Source organism: Pseudomonas sp. NPDC098740, assembly GCF_044760065.1.
GTDB lineage: Bacteria > Pseudomonadota > Gammaproteobacteria > Pseudomonadales > Pseudomonadaceae > Aquipseudomonas > Aquipseudomonas rossensis.
In genome coordinates this window covers 30688-56950 of sequence record NZ_JBIWAM010000033.1, presented here as the reverse complement: position 1 = coordinate 56950, position 26263 = coordinate 30688, and the positions used below count along the sequence as shown (strand labels likewise).

The 26263-nt window shown below is 59.8% G+C and carries 25 protein-coding genes and 1 pseudogene; 12 read left to right on the top strand and 14 right to left on the bottom strand.

The window, feature by feature from the left end; translation table 11 throughout:
- Nucleotides 1–166 precede the first annotated feature (166 nt).
- The 3 genes from ACIQU2_RS26670 to ACIQU2_RS26660 form a co-directional block, all read right to left on the bottom strand.
- Nucleotides 167–502, bottom strand: coding sequence for a DUF2855 family protein (locus ACIQU2_RS26670; protein ID WP_403145170.1), 336 nt, complete (start codon nt 500–502; stop codon nt 167–169).
- Nucleotides 483–1007 carry a DUF2855 family protein gene (locus tag ACIQU2_RS26665; RefSeq protein ID WP_403145167.1) on the bottom strand — a complete coding sequence of 175 codons (525 nt, stop codon included), beginning with the start codon at nt 1005–1007 and terminating at the stop codon, nt 483–485. The genes ACIQU2_RS26670 and ACIQU2_RS26665 overlap by 20 nt, the downstream gene beginning before the upstream one ends.
- A gap of 423 nt (nt 1008–1430) precedes the next feature.
- Entirely contained in the window at nt 1431–1991 is a 561-nt protein-coding gene (locus ACIQU2_RS26660; protein WP_347806392.1) for an NADPH-dependent FMN reductase, read from the bottom strand.
- 176 nt (nt 1992–2167) lie between these two features.
- Between ACIQU2_RS26660 and ACIQU2_RS26655 the strand changes: the two genes are divergently transcribed.
- Together ACIQU2_RS26655 and ACIQU2_RS26650 are read left to right on the top strand one after the other, a co-directional pair.
- Nucleotides 2168–2428, top strand: coding sequence for a hypothetical protein (locus tag ACIQU2_RS26655; protein ID WP_074876303.1), 261 nt, complete (start codon nt 2168–2170; stop codon nt 2426–2428).
- An 88-nt stretch (nt 2429–2516) separates the two neighbouring features.
- Nucleotides 2517–3410, top strand: coding sequence for a LysR family transcriptional regulator (locus ACIQU2_RS26650; protein WP_403145164.1), 894 nt, complete (start codon nt 2517–2519; stop codon nt 3408–3410).
- On the opposite strand, the gene ACIQU2_RS26645 is transcribed toward ACIQU2_RS26650, so the two are convergent.
- The 3 genes from ACIQU2_RS26645 to dnaQ form a co-directional block, all read right to left on the bottom strand.
- Entirely contained in the window at nt 3376–3990 is a 615-nt protein-coding gene (locus ACIQU2_RS26645) for a GNAT family N-acetyltransferase (RefSeq protein ID WP_403145161.1), read from the bottom strand. The two genes, ACIQU2_RS26650 and ACIQU2_RS26645, sit on opposite strands and share 35 nt — an antisense overlap.
- A gap of 14 nt (nt 3991–4004) precedes the next feature.
- On the bottom strand, nt 4005–6260 hold the full coding sequence (locus tag ACIQU2_RS26640) for an Orn/Lys/Arg decarboxylase N-terminal domain-containing protein (protein WP_403145158.1): 2256 nt from the start codon (nt 6258–6260) through the stop codon (nt 4005–4007).
- Between the two features lie 226 nt (nt 6261–6486).
- Nucleotides 6487–7245 (bottom strand): DNA polymerase III subunit epsilon, encoded by a 759-nt coding sequence (dnaQ, locus tag ACIQU2_RS26635; RefSeq protein ID WP_347805460.1) that lies wholly within the window; start codon nt 7243–7245, stop codon nt 6487–6489.
- 190 nt (nt 7246–7435) lie between these two features.
- Here dnaQ and ACIQU2_RS26630 point away from each other — a divergent pair, with 190 nt between their 5' ends.
- Nucleotides 7436–7738 carry a DUF2388 domain-containing protein gene (locus ACIQU2_RS26630; protein ID WP_403145156.1) on the top strand — a complete coding sequence of 101 codons (303 nt, stop codon included), beginning with the start codon at nt 7436–7438 and terminating at the stop codon, nt 7736–7738.
- A gap of 100 nt (nt 7739–7838) precedes the next feature.
- On the opposite strand, the gene rnhA is transcribed toward ACIQU2_RS26630, so the two are convergent.
- Both rnhA and ACIQU2_RS26620 read right to left on the bottom strand, forming a co-directional pair.
- Nucleotides 7839–8291 carry a ribonuclease HI gene (rnhA, locus tag ACIQU2_RS26625; RefSeq protein WP_008152099.1) on the bottom strand — a complete coding sequence of 151 codons (453 nt, stop codon included), beginning with the start codon at nt 8289–8291 and terminating at the stop codon, nt 7839–7841.
- 92 nt (nt 8292–8383) lie between these two features.
- Nucleotides 8384–9142: a methyltransferase domain-containing protein gene (locus ACIQU2_RS26620; RefSeq protein WP_008152097.1), complete on the bottom strand. Its 759-nt coding sequence runs from the start codon at nt 9140–9142 to the stop codon at nt 8384–8386.
- Between the two features lie 65 nt (nt 9143–9207).
- Here ACIQU2_RS26620 and gloB point away from each other — a divergent pair, with 65 nt between their 5' ends.
- The 8 genes from gloB to fabI all read left to right on the top strand — a co-directional run bounded on the left by gloB (nt 9208) and on the right by fabI (nt 19916).
- A complete protein-coding gene (gene gloB / locus ACIQU2_RS26615) occupies nt 9208–9975 on the top strand; it encodes a hydroxyacylglutathione hydrolase (RefSeq protein WP_347805458.1) in 768 nt (255 codons plus the stop codon).
- A 99-nt stretch (nt 9976–10074) separates the two neighbouring features.
- Nucleotides 10075–11529, top strand: a complete 1455-nt coding sequence (locus ACIQU2_RS26610; RefSeq protein WP_347805457.1) for a transglycosylase SLT domain-containing protein — start codon at nt 10075–10077, stop codon at nt 11527–11529.
- Nucleotides 11530–11718: 189 nt separating this feature from the next.
- Nucleotides 11719–13551 carry an extracellular solute-binding protein gene (locus ACIQU2_RS26605; protein WP_403145152.1) on the top strand — a complete coding sequence of 611 codons (1833 nt, stop codon included), beginning with the start codon at nt 11719–11721 and terminating at the stop codon, nt 13549–13551.
- Entirely contained in the window at nt 13548–15389 is a 1842-nt protein-coding gene (locus tag ACIQU2_RS26600; RefSeq protein WP_403145149.1) for an extracellular solute-binding protein, read from the top strand. Before ACIQU2_RS26605 ends, ACIQU2_RS26600 begins: the two co-directional genes overlap by 4 nt.
- A gap of 4 nt (nt 15390–15393) precedes the next feature.
- A complete protein-coding gene (locus tag ACIQU2_RS26595) occupies nt 15394–16467 on the top strand; it encodes a microcin C ABC transporter permease YejB (RefSeq protein WP_033054607.1) in 1074 nt (357 codons plus the stop codon).
- 1 nt (nt 16468) lies between these two features.
- The gene (locus ACIQU2_RS26590) at nt 16469–17488 is read left to right on the top strand and encodes an ABC transporter permease (RefSeq protein ID WP_095128240.1); all 1020 of its coding nucleotides are present in this window, start codon (nt 16469–16471) and stop codon (nt 17486–17488) included.
- Between the two features lies 1 nt (nt 17489).
- A complete protein-coding gene (locus ACIQU2_RS26585) occupies nt 17490–19100 on the top strand; it encodes an ABC transporter ATP-binding protein (protein WP_347805453.1) in 1611 nt (536 codons plus the stop codon).
- 21 nt (nt 19101–19121) lie between these two features.
- Nucleotides 19122–19916 carry an enoyl-ACP reductase FabI gene (fabI, locus tag ACIQU2_RS26580; RefSeq protein WP_008152082.1) on the top strand — a complete coding sequence of 265 codons (795 nt, stop codon included), beginning with the start codon at nt 19122–19124 and terminating at the stop codon, nt 19914–19916.
- A gap of 174 nt (nt 19917–20090) precedes the next feature.
- On the opposite strand, the pseudogene ACIQU2_RS26575 reads toward fabI, so the two are convergent.
- A pseudogene (locus ACIQU2_RS26575) lies at nt 20091–20650 on the bottom strand (LysR family transcriptional regulator).
- Between the two features lie 111 nt (nt 20651–20761).
- On the opposite strand from ACIQU2_RS26575, the gene ACIQU2_RS26570 reads away from it, so the two are divergent.
- Nucleotides 20762–21187 carry a VOC family protein gene (locus tag ACIQU2_RS26570; RefSeq protein WP_347805452.1) on the top strand — a complete coding sequence of 142 codons (426 nt, stop codon included), beginning with the start codon at nt 20762–20764 and terminating at the stop codon, nt 21185–21187.
- On the opposite strand, the gene ACIQU2_RS26565 is transcribed toward ACIQU2_RS26570, so the two are convergent.
- The 5 genes from ACIQU2_RS26565 to ACIQU2_RS26545 all read right to left on the bottom strand — a co-directional run bounded on the left by ACIQU2_RS26565 (nt 21156) and on the right by ACIQU2_RS26545 (nt 26226).
- Complete coding sequence (locus tag ACIQU2_RS26565; RefSeq protein ID WP_347805451.1) at nt 21156–21755, bottom strand: GGDEF domain-containing protein; 600 nt, start codon at nt 21753–21755, stop codon at nt 21156–21158. The genes ACIQU2_RS26570 and ACIQU2_RS26565 overlap by 32 nt on opposite strands.
- Before the next feature lie 74 nt (nt 21756–21829).
- Nucleotides 21830–22408 (bottom strand): hypothetical protein, encoded by a 579-nt coding sequence (locus ACIQU2_RS26560; protein WP_403145144.1) that lies wholly within the window; start codon nt 22406–22408, stop codon nt 21830–21832.
- Nucleotide 22409: 1 nt separating this feature from the next.
- Complete coding sequence (locus ACIQU2_RS26555) at nt 22410–24578, bottom strand: molybdopterin cofactor-binding domain-containing protein (protein ID WP_403145143.1); 2169 nt, start codon at nt 24576–24578, stop codon at nt 22410–22412.
- Between the two features lie 25 nt (nt 24579–24603).
- Nucleotides 24604–25059, bottom strand: coding sequence for a (2Fe-2S)-binding protein (locus ACIQU2_RS26550; RefSeq protein ID WP_347806515.1), 456 nt, complete (start codon nt 25057–25059; stop codon nt 24604–24606).
- Between the two features lie 321 nt (nt 25060–25380).
- Entirely contained in the window at nt 25381–26226 is an 846-nt protein-coding gene (locus ACIQU2_RS26545; RefSeq protein WP_403145140.1) for an oxidoreductase, read from the bottom strand.
- Between the last annotated feature and the right edge of the window lie 37 nt (nt 26227–26263).

Below are 26263 nucleotides of genomic sequence, written 5' to 3'. Positions count from 1 at the left end.
ATGCTTTTTCATGGACTCGCCCTCGCTGTCGTTGGCTGATTAGACTGCCACCGTGGCGCATTGACGCCTCGGCTTGGGCGAGTCCATCCAATTACGACAGATCGGTGCTATAGCCGAATCACATGCCCCTCCACCGGCGCGATCTGTCCATGAAACAGCCGGGCAATCACGCTCTGCGCGGCTTCATAGCCTTTGCTCTCGACCACTTCCAGCAATGGTTTATCAGCCGGTAGAAACGCTGCAAACCCTCTCCAATATGCTGACTGACCCCTTCCGGCCCCCACTCGGTATTGCGCTTGCGGATCTGGATCGGCGCAAAAAATAACACCGGCTGCGGCCCCTCAATAGCCGTCAATCGAGCCTCATCGGTGCTTTGCGCAGAACCGGCGAAGCAGCTGTAAACCAACTGCCCGGCAAAATGCTGGTGGACCTGATCACGTAAATCCAGGTCGCCGGAAAAGTCCACATACAACGTAGGACAGTCATTGGCCAGGCTCGTCAAGGTCAGGATGATTTTCCAGGCAGACCGCCGTGCCAAACGCGGTTTTGCTCGAAGCGCTGGAGAACACCAGCCGGGTGGCGCCAAAGAACTGCTTGTCCTGAAGGAAATCCGCCAGCATCGACGAGGTCAGGAACAGTGGCTTGAGCAAAATCTGCAGGTTTTCGGTTTCTGGGCTGTAGTACGAATCCCAACTGCAACGGGTGTATTGATTGTAAGCCGACGTCAGTGCCTGCCGATGCTCGGCGGCGTCATAGAACCCACGTTCAGTCACCCGTTCCGGGCCCATCCACAGATGGCTGGCAATCGGGAAATACCCGTAGAAGCGTTCCCCGACTTTGATACCGGCCACATCAGACGCCACGACATCGGCAAAACCCCACGCAGGGATGTGACCCCATTCCGTCAACCCTGTAGGAAAGAATCCCCAGTAGTTCATCGAATCGCCATACGCGGCATACGTAATGTTGTTGGTGGTCAACGCGCACCGGTTGATCTTGAAAATCACCTCGCCGAGTCACGCCCGGGCGATTTTCACCGTAGAGGCGATTTACGTAGCGTTTGTTCGGATTTGGCAACGCGGCGGCTGGTCGGGGTTGACCACATCACCGGCGGGTATTCCAAGAGCTGTCGCAGAAATGGCGTGAAGCCTTCGCTTCCTGCGAGGACTTGCCCGTTCAACCGCCACCCGCAACCATTGATGCCTGGGTGATCATGGCCTGGAGTGGCCGTCGTTACTGCATCACCGCACAACCGGCGGCGGAGCAAACCGCCGCTTGACGGTCGGAAATGGAAGCGATGATCTGTAGTCGACTGGCCAGCACCCTGTAACCCCAAGGAGCAAAGCTTGCTCGCGATGGCGGCGTGTCAGTCAAATCAATGCCAACTGAAACACTGCCGTCGCGAGCAAGCTTTGCTCCTTGGGGACTTGTCACATCTTCTTGTGTTGTTCGACCCACTGCCCGTAAGCATTGATGAACTTTTGCAGGAACGGTTTGAGCGACTCGGACAGGTTACCCGCCTCGTCAAACGCTGAACCGGCGCCGCTCAAATAAGCTTCCGGTTGCTGCATGCACGGCACATCCAGAAACACCATCGACTGACGCAGGTGGTGATTGGCGCCAAAACCGCCGATAGCGCCCGGCGAGGCACTGATCACGGCACCAGGCTTGCCGCTCCAGGCACTTTTTCCATAGGGACGCGAACCCACATCGATCGCATTCTTCATCGGCGCCGGCACCGAACGGTTGTATTCGGGGGTCACGAACAGCACCGCGTCGGATGAGCTCACTTGTTGCCGGAAAGTGCTGTAGGCTGCCGGCGGTGAAGCACCATCGATGTCTTCGTTGTAGAGCGGCAGATCGCCGATTTCGACGATAACCAGTTTGAGATTGGCAGGCGCCAGCTCGGCCAGGGCCAGCGCCACCTTGCGATTGATCGATTCCTTTCTCAAGCTGCCGACCAGTACAGCGATCGTATAGACGTTGCTCATGGAAGATTCTCGACTGTCCGATGGAAAGAGCTTGTAGTTATAGATGACGATTCAACCAGTGGGCGACTGAAAAACGCCGCCCCTGACTATTTTTTTCCTGTAGGAAAACTTACCTCGCCCAACCACGGTCTACAGAGCCGCAAATTGAGTGATTTATCCCCAGAGGTTCTAAGCAGATGGCAGCAGTACTCGTCGGTCAGTTCCATGCAAGAGACGCGGAAGGCCGCGTTTATTCCGTGCATGAGTTCCAGGAATCCACCCCGTCGGCAGACGGTCTCACTGGCTCGGTGCCTGTCACCACTTATAAGCTGGCCATTGGCGACCGCGTGCGGAAACTCGATGACAACCAGTTTTTGCTGGTGCAGTCGGACGTGACCATCGTGCGCGAACCCGACACCTATGTCGGCAACCTGCCGGAAACCAACGTCGCTTCATAACCCCGTGTTATGAGCAGAAGTCATATGCGCGCACTTGAGTTAGGATTCAGCCACTGACTCCCTCACCTGCTGAACATGGACTTCACGCATGCGTTTACGTCATATCGAAGTGATACAGGCGCTCCTGCAGACCGGTCACCTGGGCACCGCCGCCGAATGGCTGCAGTTGCCTGTGGCCGAAGTCGAAGGGATTCTGCGCGACGCCGAGGATCAGTTGGGTTTCATGCTGTTTTCCAGCGTGCGTGGACGCCTGCAGGCCACGCGCGAGGCGCGGGAGTTGCAGGTCCAGATCGCCCACGTCTACGAAGCGCTGGAGCCGGTTCAGCGGCTGGCCAACAGCCTCAAGCAATATCAGGCTCCGCCCTTGCGGATCGTCTGCACGCCGCCCCTGGCGCAGCAGCTATTGCCACAGAGCATTGCCGCCCTGCGCCGACGCCTTCCTGACGCGCCTTGCACCCTTCTGAGTCAACCTACCCGCGAGATCGTCAGAAACCTGCTGCTGCGTGAAAGCGATCTGGGCCTGAGCCTGCATGACCCCGATCACGCCGACATTCATTGCCACGTGATCGCCCAAGGCAAACTTCAGCTGCTGGCACCCCACGGCTGGTTGCAACCTAAACAAAAGTACATCTCACTGCAGGACCTGGCCGGCCAATCGATGGTGGGCCTGGAAGGTCATGATCCCCTGAGTCCGGCGCTGGAAAACAAGCTGCATGCCCTGCGCCCTGCCCCGGTCATTCATACCCGGGTACAGACTCATCAGATGATGCGCAGCATGGTCGAGGCCGGTGAAGGTCTGGCCATCGTCGACCCTTTCACCGCCCTCGGGGCCAAATCGGCCGGGCTGGATGCCTGCCCGCTGGCGCCGGCCGTGCCGATCAGCCTGTATGCCTTGACCCTCAAGAACGGCGAGCCATCACCGGCGATTCAGGCACTGCTGGGCATTATCACGGAACAAGCCGTGGCGATGTTGGCGACCTAAGCGGGGTTTCCAGCGGGTTATCGAACAATCGATACCAGAACAGTGCCACTTCGGCGGTGTTCGGATCGATCCCGCGATAACGTAAATGATCGATTCCGCCCAAGACATAACCGCGGCGCTCATAGAGCCGGCAGGCCCCCAGGTTGTTGTTCTGGGTTTCAAGCATGATGCCCGGCAGTTTCTTTTTTCGGCTCCAGAACTGCGCCACATCCAGCAACGCCTTGGCCACGCCATGACGACGCGCCGGCGCATGCACCGCCAACTCGTCGATATGGGCAAAGCCGTTCCAGTTGGTGCTGACCACCAGGTGACCCACGGGTTCATCATCGAGATAAGCCATGAAAATCGCGCTGTCAGCGGCATCGCGGAAACTGCTGAACTCTTCGGGATCAATGCCGTAGCACTTACGATAGGGCGTGATCGGCGTCACCGGCCACTGCTCCACCGGTTTTCCGATTTCGGCGGCACCGTAGGCCGCGACTTCAAAACTGAAATCACTGCCCCAGATGTAGGCTGCAAAACCATCGTCGGCAACGCGCACCGACAGCCCTGGGTATTTCGGATTCATGATCGGTTGCATACTGGGAAAGGTCCTCATTCCTTGATGCAATCAACGGTGTAATGCCGTCCATTGCCCTCGTCTTCGTGTTGCAATCCGTGCACATCAGCGACAAACCCCGGGAAGCTGCTATCGAACGTGCGGGCAAACGCCAGGTAATCGATGATCGAGCGCGTCGACTCGGTAAAGCGCTCGCCGGGCATGATCAACGGAATCCCCGGTGGGTACGGCACCAGCATCACCGCGGCGATCCGCCCATCCAGAGCATCGATCGACACCGCTTCAACCTCGCCACGCACTAATTGATCATAGGCGTCAGACGGCTTCATGGCGATTTCCGGCAGCACTGTGTACATGCGCTTCAGGTGTTTGGCCGTGGCATTGCTGCGATAGCAGGCGTGCAGTTGATCGCACAGATCGCGCAACCCCATGCCCTGATAGCGCGTGACATTCTCTTGCGCCACGCACGGTAGGCACGTCGCGAGGCTGACATTGGCATCGTAGCTGCGCTTGAACTCCAGCAACTCGGTCAGCAGCGTGCTCCATTTACCCTTGGTGATACCCATGGAGAACAGTACCAGGAACGAATACAGCCCGGTCTTTTCAACGACCAACCCACGTTCCCAAAGGAATTTGCTGACCACCGCCGCCGGAATCCCGCGCGGGCTAAGGGCGCCGCCTGCCGTCAGGCCCGGCATCACCAACGTGACCTTGATCGGATCAAGCAGCACGTAGTCGTCGGTCACGCCGCCAAAGCCGTGCCAGTCGGCGTCGGGTTGCAGCAGCCAGTCATCGGTGACCACACGGTTGATGCCCTCCACCGACGGCGGTTGCCAGATGGAAAACCACCAATCGTCAGCGGCGATGTGCTGGCGCAAATTGGCCAGCGCCCGGCGGAAACTCAGCGCCTCGTCGAACATTTCCTGCAACAGCGATCGCCCGGCCGGGCCTTCCATCATGGCCGACGCCACATCCAGCGAAGCGATGATGCTGTACTGCGGCGAGGTAGAGATGTGCATCATGAACGCTTCATTGAAGCGATCCCGATCCAGCTGCCGCGCGCCGCCGTCCTGCACGTGAATCATCGATGCCTGGCTGAACGCCGCCAGCAGTTTGTGGGTGGAATGGGTGGTGAACACCAGCGGGCCATCGTCACTGCGGGAAGTGCCCATGCCGTAACGCCCGGCGAAGAACTCGTGAAACGCCGCGTAGGCGTACCAGGCCTCATCGAAGTGCAAGACCTCGACGCTGTTGCCCAACTGCTGCTTGATCAGCTCAGCGTTGTAGCAGAGGCCGTCGTACGTCGAATTGGTCACCACCGCCAACTTGACCTTGGGCGCCCGGCCCTTGGTCAGTGGGCTGGCGTCGATCTTGGCCTGAATCGATTCGCGGCTGAATTCGCTCAAGGGAATCGGGCCGATGATCCCCAGCTCATTGCGCTCCGGGCACAGGTACAGCGGAATGGCGCCGGTCATGATGATCGAGTGCAATATCGACTTGTGGCAGTTGCGATCCACCAACACAAAGTCATCGCGAGCGACCATCGAATGCCAGACGATTTTGTTGGCGGTCGAGGTGCCATTGATCACAAAGAAAGTGTGATCGGCGCCGAAATTGCGGGCAGCACGGGCCTCGGCTTCTGCCAGCGGACCGGTGTGATCGAGCAAAGAGCCCAATTCGGGCACCGACACCGACAAATCGGAACGCAGGGTATTTTCCCCGAAGAACTGGTGAAACGCCTGACCCACCGGGCTCTTGTGGTACGCCACGCCGCCGCCATGGCCGGGCGTGTGCCAGGAATAATTCGAGTCAGCCGTGTGCTGCACCAGCGCTTTGAAAAACGGCGGCAGCAGACCATCCAGATATTTGCGTGCCGCTCGAGCAACCTGTCTGGCCAGAAAAGGCACGGTGTCTTCGAACAGATAAAGAATCCCGCGCAGCTGATTGAGTTCGGCCATGGCGTCGGCCGGAGCGTTTTCCAGGGTCACCTGCTCACCCAGCGCGAAGATCGGCAAGTCGGGCGCACGCACCCGCGCCAGGCCAATCAGCTCGGCCATGTTGTGCAATAGATGAGAGTGAGTGCTGGCGTCTTCGGCTGCAATCAACATGCAGGAAAGACCGTGATGGGTCGAGGCAACCAGACGCCCTTCGGTGTAATCCACCGCCGAGACAATGCTGAAGCCTTCCTGCTCCAGCTCCCGGGCGATGCCACGCACGCGATCACCGGCGACGGTGTCGGCCTTGATGTCGCGATGGACGATCAGGACCGGGAATTTCAAATCTTTATACATGAGGCTCAGTGTCCTGAGGCGGCAGACCGTGGTCCGCCAATCACCTCAGGGTAGAGGGTTGAGGCGGATGTGGCGAGTGTCATGCACTGAAATGGGTCATCGGGCGCGGCACGCTTTATAAAGATCAAAAGATCGCAGCCTCGTTTCACTCGACAGCTCCTACAACGGAATGCGTAACCTGTAGGAGCTGTCGAGTGAAACGAGGCTGCGATCTTTTTCGAAGGGCCTACGCCTGAGCCTTGGCCTCGGCCAGTTGCTGCCACAGCGACGGGGCGCCAGCCGATTTGGCGATGGCTTCCAGGCGTGCCACGTGTTGGGCCAGGTCATCTTCGCTGGCACGGATGATACGCGTCGGTTGACGATCGACCGGCAGGCGGCGGATCTCGGTGGCGGAATTGTCCGCCCCTTCCCCGGAACCGTTGCCGTCGGAAGCATTACCGGCCAGGGACAGGCTGGTCTGGCCGCCCGTCATGGTCAGGTAAACGTCGGCGAGGATCTCGGAGTCGAGCAAGGCGCCGTGCAGTTCACGACCGGAGTTGTCGACGCCATAGCGTTTGCACAAGGCGTCGAGGCTGTTGCGCTGCCCGGGGTGACGTTCCCTGGCCATCATCAGGGTGTCGAGGATCGAGCAGTGCTGCGTGATGTCCGCACGATCGTGCTGGCCCATCAGGGCGAATTCGTTGTTGATGAAGCCAACGTCGAACGCCGCGTTATGGATGATCAGCTGCGCACCCTTGATGAATTCAAAGAATTCATCGGCCACTTCAGTGAAGCGCGGCTTGCCGACCAAAAATTCGTTGGTGATGCCGTGGACGCCAATAGCGCCTTCATCACTCTCACGGTCCGGTTGCAGGTAAACGTGGAAATGCCGGCCCGTCAGGCGCCGACCGATCAACTCGACACAACCGATTTCGATAATCCGGTGGCCGTCGGTCACCGGCATGCCGGTGGTTTCGGTATCGAGTACAACGGATCTGGTGGCCATCAGTGCTCAGCTCTCAACGGGTCATTCGTGCAAAAACGGCGATGTTAACACGCCCGCGGGATCAGGCGCGCGCACAGGTAAATGACTGGCGTTCATGCAGTTTTTAACAATCATTAGCAAAGTTCATAAAGTCTGGAGCAGAACGGCTTGTTAGCGTGCGGTGCTTGTTTCCTATGGGTTTGATTTCGTCATGAAGACCGCACGGTTTCTATTATTGAGTACCTGCCTGCTGGGTACGGGCGCCCAGGCCACCAGTTTCGTGATCAGCACAGATGTGACGGTGAGTTTGACGTTGAGCTCGAGCAAAGGCACCAGCGGGTCGTTCAGCGACGACAAGATTGTGTTGGCGGCGAAGGATGATGCGGCGGCGTTTGTGGCCAGTGACGGGGAGATTCGCGGGGTGCGGATTGAAGCGGCGTTTGTGCGGATTCGTGGGGAGGTAACGGATCAGTACTCAGACCAACAACTGGCCACTGCGATCTTGATGCTGTGAAGGTCTTGTAGGAGCCGAGCTTGCTCGCGATGCAGGCGATACGGTCTTTCAGGAACACCGCGTCATCGTTCATCGCGAGCAAGCTCGGCTCCCACAGGGATTAAGCCTGCTTGTAACCGCGCACTTCATCCACGCCGCGATTGGCCAGTTGGTCGGCGCGTTCGTTGCCATGGTGACCGATGTGCCCGCGCACCCATTTCCAGGTGACGTTGTGGCGATTGACCTGCTCATCCAGCAACTTCCACAGATCAGCGTTTTTTACCGGCTCTTTCGCGGCGGTTTTCCAGCCGCGCTTCTTCCAGTTGTCCATCCACTCGTTGATGCCTTTCATCACGTACTGCGAGTCGGTGACCAGCAGCACGTCGCAGGAGCGCTTGAGTTCTTCAAGACCACGGATCGCGCCCATCAGCTCCATGCGGTTGTTGGTGGTGTTGGCTTCGCCGCCCCACAGTTCTTTTTCAATGCCCTTGCACACCAGCAAAGCGCCCCAGCCGCCAGGGCCAGGGTTGCCTTTACAGGCGCCGTCGGTGAAGAGTTCTACGCTATCGCTCATGCCAATCTATCCAGAAAATGCGGTGGCTCGCCGATCGGTGATCGACGATGCCCGAGGCCGGGGCAAACCCGGCCGGGAAAATAAAAAGTGTATTACGGATCGATGCGGCGACGATTGACCTTGGCCATCGGCAATGGAATCAGCTTGCCCATCGGTTCGCGCCGCTCCTGACGGACGGGCCGCAGGCCCACCACGATCTTGCGCGCAACCAATAAATAGAAGCCGCCACCCGACAGTTGCCAGTCACCGGCCTTGCGCTCCCAACCGGCCAGGCGAGCCTGCCAGGCGGGTGACGCAAGCGGCGGACGATAGCACCCGAAGCGGCGTTTCTCCAGCGCGAAACCCAGCAGGTTCAGCCAGTCACCGACTCGCGACGGGGAGATGCAGCGAGCCTTGCGCAAGGCGTCGTGAGCAAAAACGTGACGCAAGCCCCAGGTGCTCCAGGGGTTGATCCCGACGATCAGCAGATGCCCGCCGGGCCGCACGCTGCTCGCCGCTTCACGCAGCAAACCGTGGGGTGACAGGCAGAAATCCAGCCCATGCTGCAACACCACCACATCGGCGGCATGCTCGCTCAAAGGCCACGCCTGCTCTTCGCAGACGATCTCGACACCCGGCAACGGCGCGCCGAGCCGCACATTGCGCTGGACTTGCGGCGCCGACGGCGGCGTCTGGGCCGACGGGCCGTAATGCACCAGGTAACCACCAAAGAACCGTCCCAACTCGTCTTCGAGCATGCGACGTTCTTCGTCCAGCAGAAATTGCCCGATGGGGCCGGACAGCCATTCACGGGCCGCGCTGATCAATGTCAGCCACTCAGGATCAGCCTGAGCGAACGCTTTATCGGTCATTGCATTCTCCAACGCGCCAGGAAGTTCTAAGATGCGCCATTGTTTTCCGCTTGGCGAATCCGACGATGATACAGATCAGTGCCCTGCCCGCCTTCACCGACAACTACATCTGGTTGTTACAAGACCACCGCACCCAGCGCTGCGCGGTGGTCGATCCGGGCGATGCCGCGCCGGTGCAGGCCTGGCTCGCAGCGCATCCGGGTTGGGTGTTGAGTGATATTTTGATCACTCACCATCATCATGACCACGTCGGCGGCGTCGAGCAGCTGAAAAAAGCGACAGACGCGACAGTCTACGGTCCGGCCAGCGAAACCATCCCGCTCCGGGACGTGGCCCTCAAGGACAACGACCGCGTCAGCGTGCTGGGCTGGGACTTTGATGTCTTTGCCGTCCCCGGCCATACCTTGGGGCATATCGCCTATTACCATCATGGTTTGCTGTTCTGCGGTGACACCCTGTTTGCCGCCGGTTGCGGGCGCTTGTTCGAAGGCACGCCGGAGCAAATGCATACCTCTCTGACCCGCCTTGCCGCGCTGCCTGAGGATACGCTGGTCTACTGCACTCACGAATACACCCTGAGCAACCTGAAGTTTGCCGCAGCGGTCGAACCAGGCAATCCGGACACCACCGCACGTCTGGAAAAAGTCACCGAACAACGTGAAGCCGGAATCATGACGCTGCCCTCTACTCTGGCGCTTGAAAAGCTTACCAACCCGTTTTTACGTGTCGACGAAACATCCGTTAAAGAAAAAGTGGACGAACGGAATGGAACCCAAAACCGTGCTCCGAGTGCGGTTTTTGCTGCTCTGCGTGCTTGGAAAGATAAGTTCTAAATAGCCATCACGCTGGTACAAAAATTCTGAATGGTTGACCGCAGGGGGTGCGCTTTCTAGAATCGCCCGACATTTTTGCCCGGAACTTACTTCCAGCCAATGTCGTCATCTATTCGCAAAGCCATCAATTCAGACGCATTGACCCGCTTGGCTCAAGCCATCGCGGTGGCTGTGTCCGCCACTCTGGCGGGCTGCTCAAGCCATGTGCCGCAGACCGAAGCGACACACACTCCGAACATTGCGGCGCGAGCCAAGCAGAAGCCTATCTGGCTCAGCGAAAAACCGACTCCACAAATTCCACAGGATGTCTGGGAGCGCATGCGCCAGGGCTTCCAGTTGCAGGACAACCTGGGCGTCAACCCGCGCATCGAGCAACAGCGCCTGTGGTTCGCCAGCAACCCGTCCTTCCTCGAAAACGCCGGCGAACGCGGCAGCCTCTACATTCACTACATCGTCGAACGCCTTGAAGAGCGCAACATGCCGCTGGAACTGGCGCTGTTGCCGGTGATTGAAAGCGCCTACAACCCGATGGCCTATTCCCGGGCCAACGCGGTTGGCTTGTGGCAATTCATCCCCTCCACCGGGCGTTACTTCAACCTGCGTCAAACCCGTTTCTATGATGGCCGTCGCGATATCACCGCGTCGACCACCGCGGCCATGGATTACCTGACCCGCCTGCACGACATGTTCAACGGCGACTGGCTGCTGGCCCTGGCGGCGTACAACGCTGGCGAAGGCACGGTCAGCCGGGCCATCGAGCGCAACGAAAAGCTCGGCTTGCCGACCGATTACTGGAACCTGCCGCTGCCGGCCGAAACCCAGGCCTACGTGCCAAAGCTGCTGGCCCTGTCGCAAGTGGTGCTGGCACCTGAAGCCTACGGCGTGAACCTGAACCCGATCGCCAACGAACCGTACTTCCAGGTCGTCGAAATCAACCAGCGCATGGACCTGTCCAAGGTCGCCGCGGTGGCTAACATCGACGAAGACGAACTGTTCCAGCTCAACCCGGCCTTCAAGCAGCGCACCACCATCGATGGCCCCCAGCATTTGCTGGTGCCAACGTCCAAGGCGCAACTGCTGACGGCCAGCCTGTCGACCATGCGTCCTGAAGAGTTGATCAGCAAGAAGCCGCTCAAGCCGGTATTCGAAGGCTCGGACGACTCCGAACTCGCCAGTCTCAAACGCGCTTACCGCGTTAAACGCGGCGACAACCTCGGCACCATCGCCAAGGCCAACAAGGTCGACATCAAGGACCTGCAGCGCTGGAACAAGCTGACCGGCAAGAACCTCAAGGTCGGCCAGACACTGGTCATGCAGGACACCACGAAGCGCAGCAGCGGTCGGGTCAACACCGTCGTGGCGGCGAACAGCAAAGCAAACAGTAAAGCTGACAAACAGAAGCCGCAGACCCAGTACAAGGTCAAACAAGGCGACTCGCTGTACATGGTAGCCAAGCGTTTCAACGTTGAAATGCAGCACCTCAAGCGCTGGAACCCGCGTGTTGGCCAGGCGCTGAAGCCGGGTCAGATGCTGACGGTGGCTTCCCCGCGCTGATTGATGTGAAACCCAAAAAGATCGCAGCCTTCGGCAGCTCCTACGAATGTAAACGCAGGTAGGAGCTGCCGCAGGCTGCGATCTTTTTTTACGCCCCAACACCGCTTTCAGCACCCGTCTTTTTCCTGTCGATACAAGCTGTTACTGTACGAGCCACAAAGCCCAAGCCGCCTGGATCGGATCCCTGACTTGAAGCGTCCCCTCCTCCTGCTCCTGATCAGCCTGGCCTTGAGCTCCCCCGCAAGCGCGACGATCAGCGAAAGCCATGGTTATGCGCAGTTCGGCACGCTCAAGTACCCGGCCAGATTTACCCACTTCGACTGGGTCAACCCGCAAGCGCCCAAGGGCGGTACGTTGCGGGTGATGGCGTTTGGCACCTTCGATACGCTCAATCCCTACACCTTCAAGGGTTCAAGTCCGGTTTCCACACCGAATTTCCTGCAATACGGCATCAACGAGCTCAACGAACCGTTGATGGTCGGCACCGGCCAGTACGCGCCGTCCGGCGATGAGCCGACCTCCAGCTATGGCCTGATCGCCCAATCGGTGGAGTACAGCGAGGACCGTAGCTGGGTGGTGTTCAACCTGCGCCCCGAAGCGCGTTTCCACGACGGCACACCGATTACCGCCTATGACGTGGCGTTCTCCTACCGTTTGTTGCTCAAGGAAGGCCATCCGCAGTACCGCACCAATCTTCAGGAAGTGTCGCGGGTCGACATCCTCAACCCGCAGCGCATTCGTTTTGTCTTCAAACGCGCCGGCAATCCGTTGCTGATCCTGCGCCTGGGCGAGTTGCCGGTGCTGCCCCAGCATTACTGGAAAGGTCGCGACTTCAAGGCCACCACCTTCGAACCGCCACTGGGCAGCGGGCCTTATCGCATCACTTCGGCGGAGCCAGGACGGCGGGTTATTTTCGAACGAGTCAAGGATTACTGGGGCAAGGACCTGCCGGTCAATCGCGGCAAGTACAACTTCGATCGCATGGAAGTCGAGTTCTACCGCGACAGTGACGTCGCCTTCGAAGCCTTCAAGGCCGGCGAATTCGACATCTATATCGAGCACCAGGCGAAGAACTGGGAAAACGGCTACAGCTTCCCGGCAGTGCGCCGCGGTGACGTCATCAAGGCGCAAATCCCGCATCAGATCCCGACCCAGAGCCAGGGTCTGTTCATGAACTCCCGGCGCCCGACCTTCTCCGAGACCAAAGTCCGTGAAGCGCTGGGCCTGATGTTCGACTTCGAGTGGACCAACCGCACGCTGTTCAGCGGCGCCTATAAACGCGCCATGAGCTACTACCCCAACAGCGAGTTCTCCGCGACGGGCCTTCCGGTCGGCCATGAATGGCTGATGCTCAAGCCGTATCGCGAGCAATTGCCCGCCAAGCTCTTCACCGAGCCGTTCAGCCTGCCGCAGACCCAAGGGCGCGGCATCCCCCGGGAAACCATGCGCAAGGCCCTGGGCCTGCTTGCCGAGGCCGGCTGGAAGCTCAGTGGCCAGCACGTTCAGAACGCCGCAGGCCAACCGTTGCGTTTGGAGATTCTGCTGGTCAACCCGAACCTGGAGCGCATCCTTCAGCCTTACGTCGAGAACCTCGCCAGCATCGGCATCGACGCTCGGCTGCGCACAGTCGATCGCGCCCAGTACAAGCAACGCCTTGATCAGTTCGATTTCGACATGATCCTGATGACCCTCAACCAGACGCTCAGCCCGGGCCTGGAACAATGGCAGTACTTCCATTCCAGCCAGGTCGGGGTCAAGGGCAGCAAAAACTACGCCGGCATCGCCAATCCGGTGGTCGACCATTTACTCGAACAATTGCTCGCCGCCCAGACCCGCGATGAACAGGTGGCCGCCGGCAAGGCCCTGGACCGGGTGTTGCTGTGGCAGCACTACATCATTCCCAACTGGTACCTCAATTATCACCGCCTGGCCTACCGCAACCGGTTCGCCTTCGTCACTACGCCGCCCTACACGTTGGGCCTGAGCGCGTGGTGGCTGAAATCTTCGGAGAAAGATCGATGAAACCCGTACGCGCCCTGCTCTTGCAGGCCAGCGGTCTGTTGTTCGCCGGGCTGGCCGTTGCCGCCCCGCAACATGCCCTGACCCTGTACAACGAGCCGCCGAAATACCCGGCCGATTTCAAACATTTCGATTACGTGAACCCCGACGCGCCCAAGGGCGGGATCTTCCGTCAGGCCGGTTTCGGCGGCTTTGACAGCCTCAATCCCTTCATTAACAAGGGTGTCGCGGCCGACGACATCAGCATGATCTACGACACCCTGGCCAAACAGGGCCTGGATGAACCGTTCACCGAGTACGGCCTGGTCGCCGGCAAGATCGAAAAATCCCCGGACAACAGCTGGGTGCGTTTCTACCTGCGCCCCGAAGCGCGCTTCCACGACGGGCATCCGATGCGCGCCGAGGACGTGGTGTTCAGCTTCCAGACCCTGATCAAGGACGGCGCGCCGCTATTCCGCGGTTACTACAGCGATGTCGAGGAAGTGGTCGCTGAAGATCCGCTGACGGTGCTGTTCAAGTTCAAACACAACAACAACCGTGAGTTGCCGCTGATCCTAGGCCAGTTGCCGGTGTTGCCCAAGCATTGGTGGGCGACGCGCGATTTCACCAAGGGCAACCTGGAAATGCCGTTGGGCAGCGGCCCGTACAAGGTCAGCGAAGTCAAGGCAGGGCGTTCGGTGCGCTATGAACGGGTCAAGGATTACTGGGCCAAGGACCTGCCGGCGAATCGCGGGTTCTACAACTTCGACGTGATGACCACCGACTACTACCGCGACAACACCGTGGCCCTGGAAGCACTCAAGGCCGGGCAGTTCGATTACTGGCTCGAAATGGCAGCAAAGAACTGGGCCAACGCCTACAACATTCCGGCCGTCACCGAGGGCCGGTTGATCAAGGAGCAGATCCCCAACGGCAACCCCACCGGCATGCAAGGCTTTGTATTCAACCTGCGCCGCCCGGTGTTCCAGGATGTGCGCGTGCGCCAGGCCCTGACCCTGTTGCTGGATTTCGAATGGACCAACAAGCAACTGTTCAACGGCGCCTACGCGCGCACCCGCAGTTACTTCGAGAACTCGGAAATGGCTGCCAGCGGCCTGCCGGACGCCAATCAGCTTGAAATTTTGAATCCGTTCCGCGGCAAGATTCCCGAGCAGGTATTCAGCGAGGCGTTCCAGAACCCGGTGACCGACGCCAGCGGCATGATCCGCGCCCAACAGCGCAAAGCTTATCAACTGCTGCAAGAGGCGGGCTGGCGGATCGTCGATGACAAGATGGTCGACCCCAATGGCAAACCGGTGTCCATCGAGTTCCTGTTGGCCCAGACCGAATTCGAGCGGGTGCTGCTGCCGTTCAAGCGCAACATGAGCGACTTGGGGATTGACCTGGTGATCCGCCGGGTCGACGTCTCGCAGTACATCAACCGCGTGCGTTCACGGGACTTCGACATGATCGTCGGCAGCTTCCCTCAGTCCAACTCGCCGGGCAACGAGCAACGCGAGTTCTGGATGTCCGCTGCCGCCGACAAACCCGGCAGCCGCAACTCCATGGGCCTCAAAGACCCGGTGGTGGACCAGTTGGTCGAGCAACTGATCAACGCCGATTCGCGCAAAAGTCTGGTGGCCCATGCACGCGCGCTGGACCGCGTGCTGCAATGGGGTTATTACGTGATCCCAAACTGGCACATCAAAACCTGGCGCGTGGCGTACTGGAATCACATCGGTCATCCGAAAATCTCCCCCAAGTACGACATCGGCATCAACACCTGGTGGGTCAAGCCCGATGCCAAACCTGCGGTAGAAATCGAAACCAAACTGCAAGCCGACCCTGCGGGCACGGAGTAATCAGATGCTGGCGTATATTTTTCGGCGACTGCTGCTGATCATCCCGACCTTGCTCGGCATTTTGCTGATCAACTTCGTGATCATCCAGGCCGCTCCCGGCGGGCCGGTGGAGCAGATGATCGCCAAGCTCGAAGGCTTCGAAGGCGCCACCAGCCGCATTGCCGGTGGCGGTGCCGAAGTCTCGGTGGCGGGCTCCGCCTATCGCGGCGCCCAAGGCCTGGACCCGATGCTGGTCAAGGAAATCGAGCACATGTACGGCTTCGATAAATCGGCGCCGGAACGCTTGTGGATCATGATCAAGAACTACGCCACCCTGGATTTCGGCGACAGCTTTTTCCGCGATGCCAAGGTCATCGACCTGATCAAGGAAAAGATGCCGGTGTCGATCTCCCTAGGGCTGTGGAGCACGCTGATCATGTACCTGGTGTCGATCCCGCTGGGGATCGCCAAGGCGACGCGACACGGCAGCCACTTCGACGTCTGGACCAGTTCGGCGATCATCGTCGGCTACGCGATCCCGGCATTTCTGTTTGCCATCCTGCTGATCGTGGTGTTCGCCGGCGGCAGCTATTTCGACTGGTTCCCGCTCAGAGGGCTGACCTCCAACAACTTCGATGAGTTGAGCATGGGCGGCAAGGTTCTCGACTACTTCTGGCACCTGGCATTGCCGGTGACGGCGCTGGTGATCGGCAACTTCGCGACCATGACGCTGCTGACCAAGAACAGCTTCCTCGATGAAATCAATAAACAGTACGTGGTCACCGCCAAAGCCAAGGGCCTGACCAATCACCGCGTGCTCTACGGCCATGTGTTCCGCAACGCCATGCTGCTGGTGATCGCCGGGTTCCCGTCGGCGTTTATCGGCATCTTCTTCACTGGCTCGTTGCTGGTGGAGGTGATCTTCTCCCTCGACGGCCTCGGGCTGATGAGTTTCGAGGCGGCGATCAACCGCGATTACCCGGTGGTCTTCGGCACGCTGTTTATCTTCACACTGCTGGGGCTGGTGGTGAAACTCATTGGTGACCTCACGTACACCTTTGTCGATCCGCGTATCGACTTCGAAAGCCGGGAGCATTGAGATGAATCTGTCCCCTCTCAATCGCCGACGCTTCGAACTGTTCAAGGCCAACAAGCGTGGCTGGTGGTCGCTGTGGCTGTTTCTGTTGCTGTTTGGGCTGAGCCTCGGCGCCGAGTTGATCGCCAACGACAAACCGCTGGTGGTGCATTACGACAACGGCTGGTACTTCCCGGCGCTCAAGCGTTACCCGGAAACCACCTTCGGCGGCGAGTTCCCGCTGGAAGCCAACTACAAGAGCCCGTACATCCGCGAATTGCTCAAGGAAAAAGACGCCTGGGTCCTGTGGGCGCCGATTCCCTACAGCTATCAAAGCATCAACTACGACCTGAAAGTCCCGGCACCAGCGCCGCCTTCCACCGACAATCTGCTGGGCACTGACGATCAGGGCCGCGACGTGTTGGCGCGGGTGATTTATGGCTTCCGGATATCGGTGCTGTTTGCCCTGACGCTGACCATTCTCAGCTCGATCATCGGTGTGATTGCCGGGGCCTTGCAGGGTTTCTACGGCGGCTGGGTGGATTTGGCCGGGCAGCGCTTTCTGGAGATCTGGTCCGGGCTGCCGGTGCTGTACCTGCTGATCATTCTCGCCAGCTTCGTGCAGCCGAATTTCTGGTGGCTGCTGGGGATCATGCTGCTGTTCTCGTGGATGAGCCTGGTGGATGTGGTCCGCGCCGAATTCCTGCGAGGGCGTAATCTGGAATACGTGCGCGCCGCGCGGGCGTTGGGGATGCAAAACGGGGCGATCATGTTCCGCCACATCCTGCCCAACGCCATGGTCTCGACCATGACCTTCATGCCGTTCATCCTGACCGGCGCGATCGGCACCCTGACCGCCCTGGATTTCCTCGGCTTCGGTTTGCCGCCTGGCGCACCGTCCCTCGGTGAGCTGGTGGCCCAGGGCAAATCCAACCTGCAAGCGCCGTGGCTCGGTATGAGCGCGTTTGCCGTGCTGGCGTTGATGTTGAGTTTGCTGGTGTTCATCGGCGAGTCCGCTCGCGATGCCTTCGACCCGAGGAAGTGAAATGAATCAGGACAATCTGATCGAAGTGCGCGACCTGGCCGTCGAATTTGTCGTCGGCGAGCGCGTTCAACGGGTGGTCGAAGGCGTGAGCTTCGATATCAAGCGCGGCGAAACCCTGGCGCTGGTGGGCGAAAGTGGCTCCGGCAAATCGGTGACCGCCCACTCGATCCTGCAGCTGTTGCCTTACCCGCTCGCCCGGCATCCGTCCGGGACCATCGAGTACTCCGGGCAAAATCTGCTGAGCCTGAAAGAGAAAACCATCCGCCACATCCGCGGCAACCGGATCGCGATGATCTTCCAGGAGCCAATGACCTCGCTCAATCCGCTGCACTCGATCGAGAAGCAGATCAATGAAGTGTTGAGCACCCACAAAGGCCTGATCGGCAAAGTCGCGACCAAGCGCACGCTGGAGCTGCTGGAAATGGTCGGCATCCCGGAGCCCGAGAAGCGCCTCAAGGCCCTGCCCCATGAATTGTCTGGCGGCCAGCGTCAGCGGGTAATGATTGCCATGGCCCTGGCCAACGAGCCGGAACTGCTGATCGCCGACGAGCCAACCACCGCGCTGGACGTAACCGTTCAGCTGAAAATCCTCGAATTGCTCAAGGAATTACAGGCCCGATTGGGCATGGCGCTGCTACTGATCAGTCACGATTTGAACCTTGTACGAAGAATTGCGCATCGCGTATGTGTCATGCAGCGCGGTTGCATCGTCGAACAGGCATCGTGCGAAGAGTTGTTCCGCGCACCGCAGCATCCGTACACTCGGGAACTGCTGGCAGCGGAGCCCAGCGGCAAGCCGGCAACTAACGTTATCGGCCCGCCATTGCTGCAAGTCGAGGACCTGAGAGTCTGGTTCCCGATCAAGAAGGGCTTTCTGAAAAAGACCGTCGACCACATCAAAGCGGTGGACGGAATCAATTTCAGCCTGCCTCAGGGCCAGACCCTGGGGATCGTGGGAGAAAGCGGTTCCGGCAAGTCGACACTGGGTTTGGCGATTTTGCGGCTGATCGGTAGCAAAGGCTCGATCCGTTTTGAAGGCAAGCAGCTAGACTGCCTGACGCAGCAACAGGTTCGGCCGCTGCGTCGGCAGATGCAGGTGGTGTTTCAAGACCCGTTCGGCAGCCTGAGCCCACGGATGTGCGTGAGCCAGATCGTCGGCGAAGGCCTGCGGATCCACAAGATGGGCACCGAGGCGGAACAGGAACAAGCGATTATTGCGGCACTCAAGGAGGTAGGTCTGGACCCGGAAACCCGGCACCGCTACCCCCACGAATTTTCCGGCGGGCAACGGCAGAGAATCGCCATTGCCCGGGCATTAGTGCTAAAACCGGCGTTGATTCTGCTGGACGAGCCGACATCGGCCCTCGACCGGACAGTGCAACGCCAAGTGGTGGAGCTTTTGCGTTCACTGCAAACCAAGTACAACCTGACGTATCTGTTTATCAGCCATGACCTGGCTGTCGTCAAAGCGCTGAGCCATCAGTTGATGGTGGTCAAGCAAGGCCAAGTGGTCGAACAGGGAGACGCGCAAAGTATTTTTGCGGCCCCCAAACATCCGTATACACAGCAGTTGCTGGAAGCCGCTTTCCTGGCCCCGGCCACTGCGCAATAACCTGAAAGAGAGGAGCAACACATGGGTTTTCTCGCCGGTAAGCGCGTACTGATCGTCGGTGTCGCCAGCAAGCTGTCCATCGCATCCGGCATCGCTGCCGCCATGCATCGCGAGGGCGCTGAGCTTGCCTTCACTTATCAGAACGACAAACTCAAGGGTCGTGTCGAAGAGTTCGCACAAAGCTGGGGTTCCAACCCTGACCTGTGCTTCCCGTGCGACGTGGCCAGCGATGAAGAAATCGCCAAGGTTTTCGTTGAACTGGGCAAGAAGTGGGACGGCCTGGACTGCATCGTGCACTCCGTCGGCTTCGCCCCGGGCGACCAACTGGATGGCGACTTCACCGAAGCCACCACCCGTGAAGGTTTCCGCATTGCTCACGACATCAGCGCCTACAGCTTCGTGGCCCTGGCCAAAGCCGGTCGCGAAATGATGAAAGGCCGCAACGGCAGCTTGCTGACCCTGTCGTACCTGGGCGCCGAGCGCACCATGCCGAACTACAACGTGATGGGCATGGCCAAGGCTTCCCTGGAAGCTGGCGTTCGTTACCTGGCCGGCTCCCTGGGCCCGGACGGCACCCGCGTCAACTGCGTATCGGCTGGCCCGATCCGCACCCTCGCCGCTTCCGGCATCAAGAACTTCCGCAAGATGCTGGCCGCCAACGAAGCGCAAACCCCGCTGCGTCGTAACGTCACCATCGACGAAGTCGGCAACGCCGGCGCCTTCCTGTGCTCGGACCTGGCGTCCGGCATCAGCGGCGAAATCATGTACGTGGACGGTGGCTTCAACACCACGGCCATGGGCAGCCTCGAAGAGTAATCTTCGGTCAGCCAATTAAAAAACCCGCCTCTTGAGGCGGGTTTTTTTATGCCTGCGATTTGTGGCCTGATGCAGCCCCCCTGTGGGAGCGAGCTTGCTCGCGATTACGGAGTGTCAGTCGACATCAATTTTGAATGTCAGTCAGTCATCGCGAGCAAGCTCGCTCCCACAGGGTTATTGGGCGCCCAGACATTTCGTAAACAGCTGCTGGATCGGTTGTGTACGCTGACTGTAACGCTGCAACAACACAATCTCCCGATAGAACGTCAACTCCCCCAACGGGATGATCCGAACCTTCGCCCCATGTTCAAGCCATAGCCCCGCCTCGGGGAGCAGCGACACTCCCAACCCGCATTCAACCATCTTCACGATCGCTTCCAGCTCATCCAGCTCCAAAGCCACCTGCACATCAATCTGCTGCTCGCGCAAAAACCGCGTCACCAGTCTTCCACCGAACGAATTGCGATCGTAACGCACATGCGGATGGCTCACGAGGATCTGCAACGGCTCATCGCCTTCAAGGTCCGCTGGCACGATCAATACAAACGGGGCTGGCCCGCCGCATTGAGCAGCGCCTGACGTCCGGTGCGGTTGAACAAACGAATACCCAGGGCCTGTTCCAGATTGCGAATCTGCGCGTTGACGGCCGACTGGGTCAGGCCGATGTGCATCCCGGCGGCGGCAAACGTGCCGTAGCGCGTTACCGCAATGAAGGTTTTCAGTTCTCGCAGCATGGCCTTCTCGATTGATCTAAATATTTTGAGCTCGATGCAAAAATTATCGTCTTTTAATCAAAAAGCACAGGGCTAAACTCAATCTGAATCCAGACAGTCGAGGCACATCCGATGCAACTCTCCCCTTTTCACTTGGCCATCCCGGTCTACGACCTGACTGCCGCGCGCAATTTCTATGGCGAAGTGTTCGGCCTGGAAGAAGGTCGCTCAAGCGATCATTGGGTCGATTTCAATTTTTTCGGCCATCAACTGGTCATTCACCTGGCGCCGAAAATCGCCACTCAAGAAGCCGCGCACACCAATGCTGTCGACGGTCATGACGTGCCGGTGCCGCATTTTGGTGTGGTGTTGGGGATGGCGGAATGGGAGGCGCTGGCCGAACGGTTGAAATCCCTCGATACCCGATTCGTGATCGAACCGGGCATTCGCTTTCAGGGATTGGTAGGTGAACAAGCGACGATGTTTCTCTTCGATCCGTGCGGCAACGCGCTTGAGTTCAAGGCATTCAAGGACGTAGGTCAATTGTTTGCCAAGTGAATACGTCGGCTTGTGCCAGCAGCTCCTCGATCGAGCCGGGGAGCTGAGGGTTGCACTCGAGTTGTCCGATGCTGAAGCGAATGTCATAACCGCGATGCACCGTGGCATTGCGCTCTTCGAGTATTTCTTCGAGTCGCGCCCTGATCGCGGGAATCTCCACGACGCTTGAGCCGTTCAGCAACGCAACGAATTTGTCGCTGCCCAAACGGCCGATCACATCGCTCTCGCGAAAGGCAATGCGCAGCACATCAGCGAAGGTTTTCAGGGCGTTGTCGCCCTCGGCACGACCATAGAGATAGTTGATGTGTTTGAAGTCATCAATATTGAAAAGCAGCAGCGTCGCTGGCTTTTTCAGCTGTTGGCAGACATCCAGCCCTTGTTGGGCCAGCGCTGTAAAACCGTGTCGGTTGGAGAGCAGCGTCAACTCGTCCATGCTCGCCATCTGCACGCCCATCAACTCCTCCTCGGCCTTGCGGGCCAAGTCACGCAGCAGCTCGCGCTCCTGCAGTGGCGTGCGCAACGGGTCGGTGCACGCGCCTGGTTTTACCGGTTTGCCTGGGATCAGCATTACTCACTCCATTGGCGGGTATATTGCTTAGAGTCGTCCATACCCGGTTTGGCTCCCTGTTAACGGACCGCCGGTCAACTACCCACGACCGGACATGGCCCTCCCGCGTCAGCCCAAAGCTTGAACTGGGTGACGAAAATGTCGTGCGGCACCGGCACCGGCGCCCTTCCCTGACCCGGATTCCAGCCCCAAAGCACCAGTTTGTCGTCGCTGACATGCTTGATCAGCGCGGCGAAATCGCGGTCACCGTTGCTGGAACGGTCCTTGATCATTGCGCACAACTGGTCGGCCGGCAGACCGATCCAGGCCATTTTGTGCGCGGCTGGCGGCAAGCTCCAGTGCGGCGCCCCTGGCGGTGCGTGAGCGCCGTAACTGGCCGGCGGATTACTCTCGGCGTGGCAGGTAGCGCAGGGCAAACCCGCCGCCCCCTTGCCGTCCATGCCCCGCACGACGTTCATTGCGTGAGGAATCCCGGCGTCGAATTGCAACGGCGAATCGCCGGGAATATGGCAGTTCTGGCAGCGTGGGCTCTGGAAGACCTTTTGCACGGTATCGAACGCCTTGATGGCTTCCTTATCATCAGCGAACAGGTCTTCGGCGTAGCCGACCAAGCCGATCAACACCACCGCGCCAAGAATCAGATGTCGTCTCATCTCACACCCCCGACAGTTGCAGCGGCAGTTCCCGCAAGCGCTGGCCGGTCAGGGCGAACACCGCGTTGGCCACTGCCGGCGCCGTGGGCGGCACACCGGCCTCGCCGATGCCGCCGGGTTTGTCGCTGCTGGGCAAGATATGCACTTCCACCACCGGCATTTCGTTGAGCCGCAGCACTTGATAGTCGTGGTAATTGGACTGCACCACTTGCCCGTTCTTGAAGGTCAGTTTGCTGTGCAAGGTAAATCCGAGGCCGAACGTGATGGCCGATTCCATTTGCGCCGCGATGCTCATCGGGTTGACCGCAATGCCGCAATCCACCGCACACACCACCCGGTGTACGCGGATCGCCAGGTTGTCCTGGGACACCTCGGCCACCTGGGCAACATAACTGCCGAAAGACTCATGCACCGCGACACCCAACGCATGGCCGTCCGGCAGTGGCGCCTTCCAGTTGGCTTTCTCGACGGCCAGGTTCAGCACGCCAAGATGCCGCGGATGGTCCTTGAGCAAGGTTCGTCGGTACTCGACCGGATCCTTGCCGGCCGCCTCGGCCAGTTCGTCGATCAGCGACTCCATCACGAACGCGGTGTGGGTGTGCCCCACCGAACGCAGCCAGAGCACGCGGATGCCGGTTTGCGGCGAATGCAGATCAACCTGGTGATTCGCCAACCCCTTAAGGTACGGACTGTCGGCGACCCCTTCGACAGACGTCTTGTCGATGCCATTCTTGACCATGGTCGCCTCGAATGACGTGCCCGCCATGATCGACTGCCCGACCATCACATGCTTCCAGGCGATCGGCAGGCCACCGGCATCGAGGCCGATGCGGGCCTGATGGAGGAACGCCGAGCGGTAGTACCCACCGCGAATGTCGTCCTCCCGGGACCAGACGGTTTTTACCGGCGCGCCCGCTGCCTTGGCGACTTCCACAGCTTCTGCAACAAAGTCCGAGGTTGGATTGGCCCGGCGACCGAAACCACCGCCCAGAAACTCGGTATGTATTTCCACCTGCTCGGGTTTGAGCCCGGTGATTTTCCCGGCGACCATTTGGTCCAGCGTCTGGAACTGGGTGCCGGTCCAGATTTCGCATTTGTCCTGGGTGATTTTCACCGTGCAGTTGAGCGGTTCCATCGGTGCGTGGGCCAGGTATGGCACGCTGTACTCGACATCAATGGTCTTCGCCGCTTTCCCCAGACCCGCCGCGACATCACCGGCCTGACTGGCCGAAGCGCCAGGGGTGGCAGCGAGTTTGCGGAAGCTTTCCAGCAGCTTCTGACTGTCGAGCCCGGTGTTCGGCCCCAAGTCCCAATCAATCTTCAACGCATCGCGCCCCAGCTTCGCCGCCCAGTAATGGTCGGCAATCACCGCCACCCCGGTGGGCACCTGCACCACTTTGTGCACGCCCGGGATCGCCAGCGCTTCGGCGCCTTCGAAGGATTTGACGCTGCCACCGAACACCGGCGAGCGCGCGACCATGGCGGTCATCAGCCCGTCGAACTGCACGTCCATGCCGAACTTGGCGCGGCCAGTGATTTTCTCCGGCGTGTCCAGGCGCTTGGTCGGTTTGCCGATGATTTTCCAGTCCTTGGACTCCTTGAGCTTGATCGTCGCCGGATCCGGCACCGGCAGCTTGCCGGCGTCATCGGCCAGTTCGCCGTAGGTGGCGCTTTGATCGCCGGCAATCACCACACCCGATTCGGTGCGAATCCCGGAGGGCGCGACGTTGAAGCGTTTGGCCGCCGCATCGATCAACATCAAACGCGCCGCTGCACCGGCCTGCCGGTAGCGGTCGAACTCCATCCAGGTCGAGGTGGACCCGCCAGTGATTTGCATCCCGCCAAACCCGGCCAGGCCATACTCGGCGGCCGAGGCCGGTGCATGTTCGACACGGATCTTCGACCAGTCGGCGTCCAGTTCTTCGGCGATCAGCATGGTCAGGCCGGTCCAGATGCCCTGGCCCATTTCCGAATGGCCGAGCAGTATGGTGACGCTGTTGTCATTGCCGATCCGTAAAAACGCATTGGGCGCGAAAACATTGCCTTGATTCTCGGCGCCGATGGCAAAGCGATGACCACCGGGGATGACAAACGCCACCACCAGACCACCGCCCAGCACCGCGCTGCCCTTGAGGAAACCGCGGCGTGACAGAGGATTGAGGCTGTTCATTGTTCGGACTCCCGTCAACGTGGCATCAACCGATCTCGGCGGCGCGTTTGACCGCTGCGCGGATCCTTGGGTAGGTGCCGCAGCGGCAGATGTTGCCGGAGAGCGCCTGATCGATGTCGCTGTCGGTGGGCTTGGGAATCTTCGCCAGCAAGGCCGCCGCCGACATGATCTGCCCGGACTGGCAGTAACCGCACTGGACCACATCGAGTTCGGCCCAGGCTTGTTGCACCGGGTGCGAACCGTCGGTAGACAGGCCCTCGATGGTGAGGATTTTTTGCCCGTGGGCCACGGCCGTGGCGGGCGTGATGCAGGAGCGCAGTGGCGCGCCGTCGACGTGCACGGTGCAGGCCCCGCACTGGGCGATGCCGCAACCGAATTTGGTGCCGGTCAGATGCGCGACATCGCGCAGGACCCACAGCAGCGGCATGTCTGCGGGGGCATCCAGCACCTGGTCCTTGCCATTGATGTTGAGGGTCAGCATTGCGAATTTCCTCAGACTCACGGTGTTCTGAAGGGGCGTCGCTGTGGCGATTCAGAACCCACGCGCGCCTCGGGTTATCCCTACAGCTAAGCGCAAATTGCCGGGCGAGACCGGTTCATCGACCACCGGTCACACGATGAAGGCGAACAGGATCGCTCTGTAGCAGCTGCCGAGCCCGCGAGGCTGCGTTCGGCGACGAAGTCGTCGTAAACCCTGCGAACGCAGTTTTTCTGGCACACCGCAGCGCCCGACCTCACGACGACTTCGTCGCCGAACGCAGCCTCGCGGGCTCGGCAGCTGCTACACAGAGCGGGTGGTGGCTTAGAAGTCGGTGGACACCGACAGCTCACGCCACGTCTGCAACTCCTCAGCGACGAAGGTGTTCTTGGCTTCGATCGCCGCGACACAGTCGCTGCCCAGCGGTAAGCGCAGCGGGGCTTTTTGCGCTTCCATCAGGGTGATCATGGCTTGGGCGAGCTTGTCCGGGTCGCCAGGCTGATTCAGGGTCACGGCCTTGGCAATTTTACGCACCTCGCCCGCCGTGCTGTCGTAGTCGGCGATCGAGGCCGGGGATTCGACCAGCGAATTGCCTTCAAGGAATTCGGTACGGAAGTAACCGGGCTCGACAATGGTCACGTTGATGGCCAGCGGTGCCAGCTCGGCGTGCAGCGCCTCGCTCAAGCCTTCGACGGCAAATTTGGTCGAGCAGTAGACGCCGAAGCCCGGACCCGACGTGTAACCACCCACGGAGGAAAGATTGATCACATGTCCACTACGAGCGGCGCGCATGTGCGGCAGAACGGCGCGCGTGACATTCAGTAAGCCGAAGACGTTGGTTTCGTACACGCGGCGCACTTCATCGGCGCTGGCTTCTTCCACCGCGCCGAGCACGCCGAAGCCGACATTGTTGACCAGCACGTCGATGCGCCCAAAGTGGTCGATGGCCGACTTGGCAACCGCAACGCCCTGGCCTTCGTTGTTCACATCAAGGGTGGCGGCCCGCAAGCCTGGCTGCTCGCGAAAACGCTGGGTGATGCTGCTGGCGTCACGGGCGGTAGCGACCACGGCATCGCCATTGGCCAGTGCGGCGGCAGCGATCTTGGCGCCGATGCCGCGAGAAGCGCCGGTGATGAGCCAGACACGTTTGAAGTTTTGGGAAGTAGTCATGTTCGCGAATCCTTGTTTGCAGTGGGGTAAGCGCAAG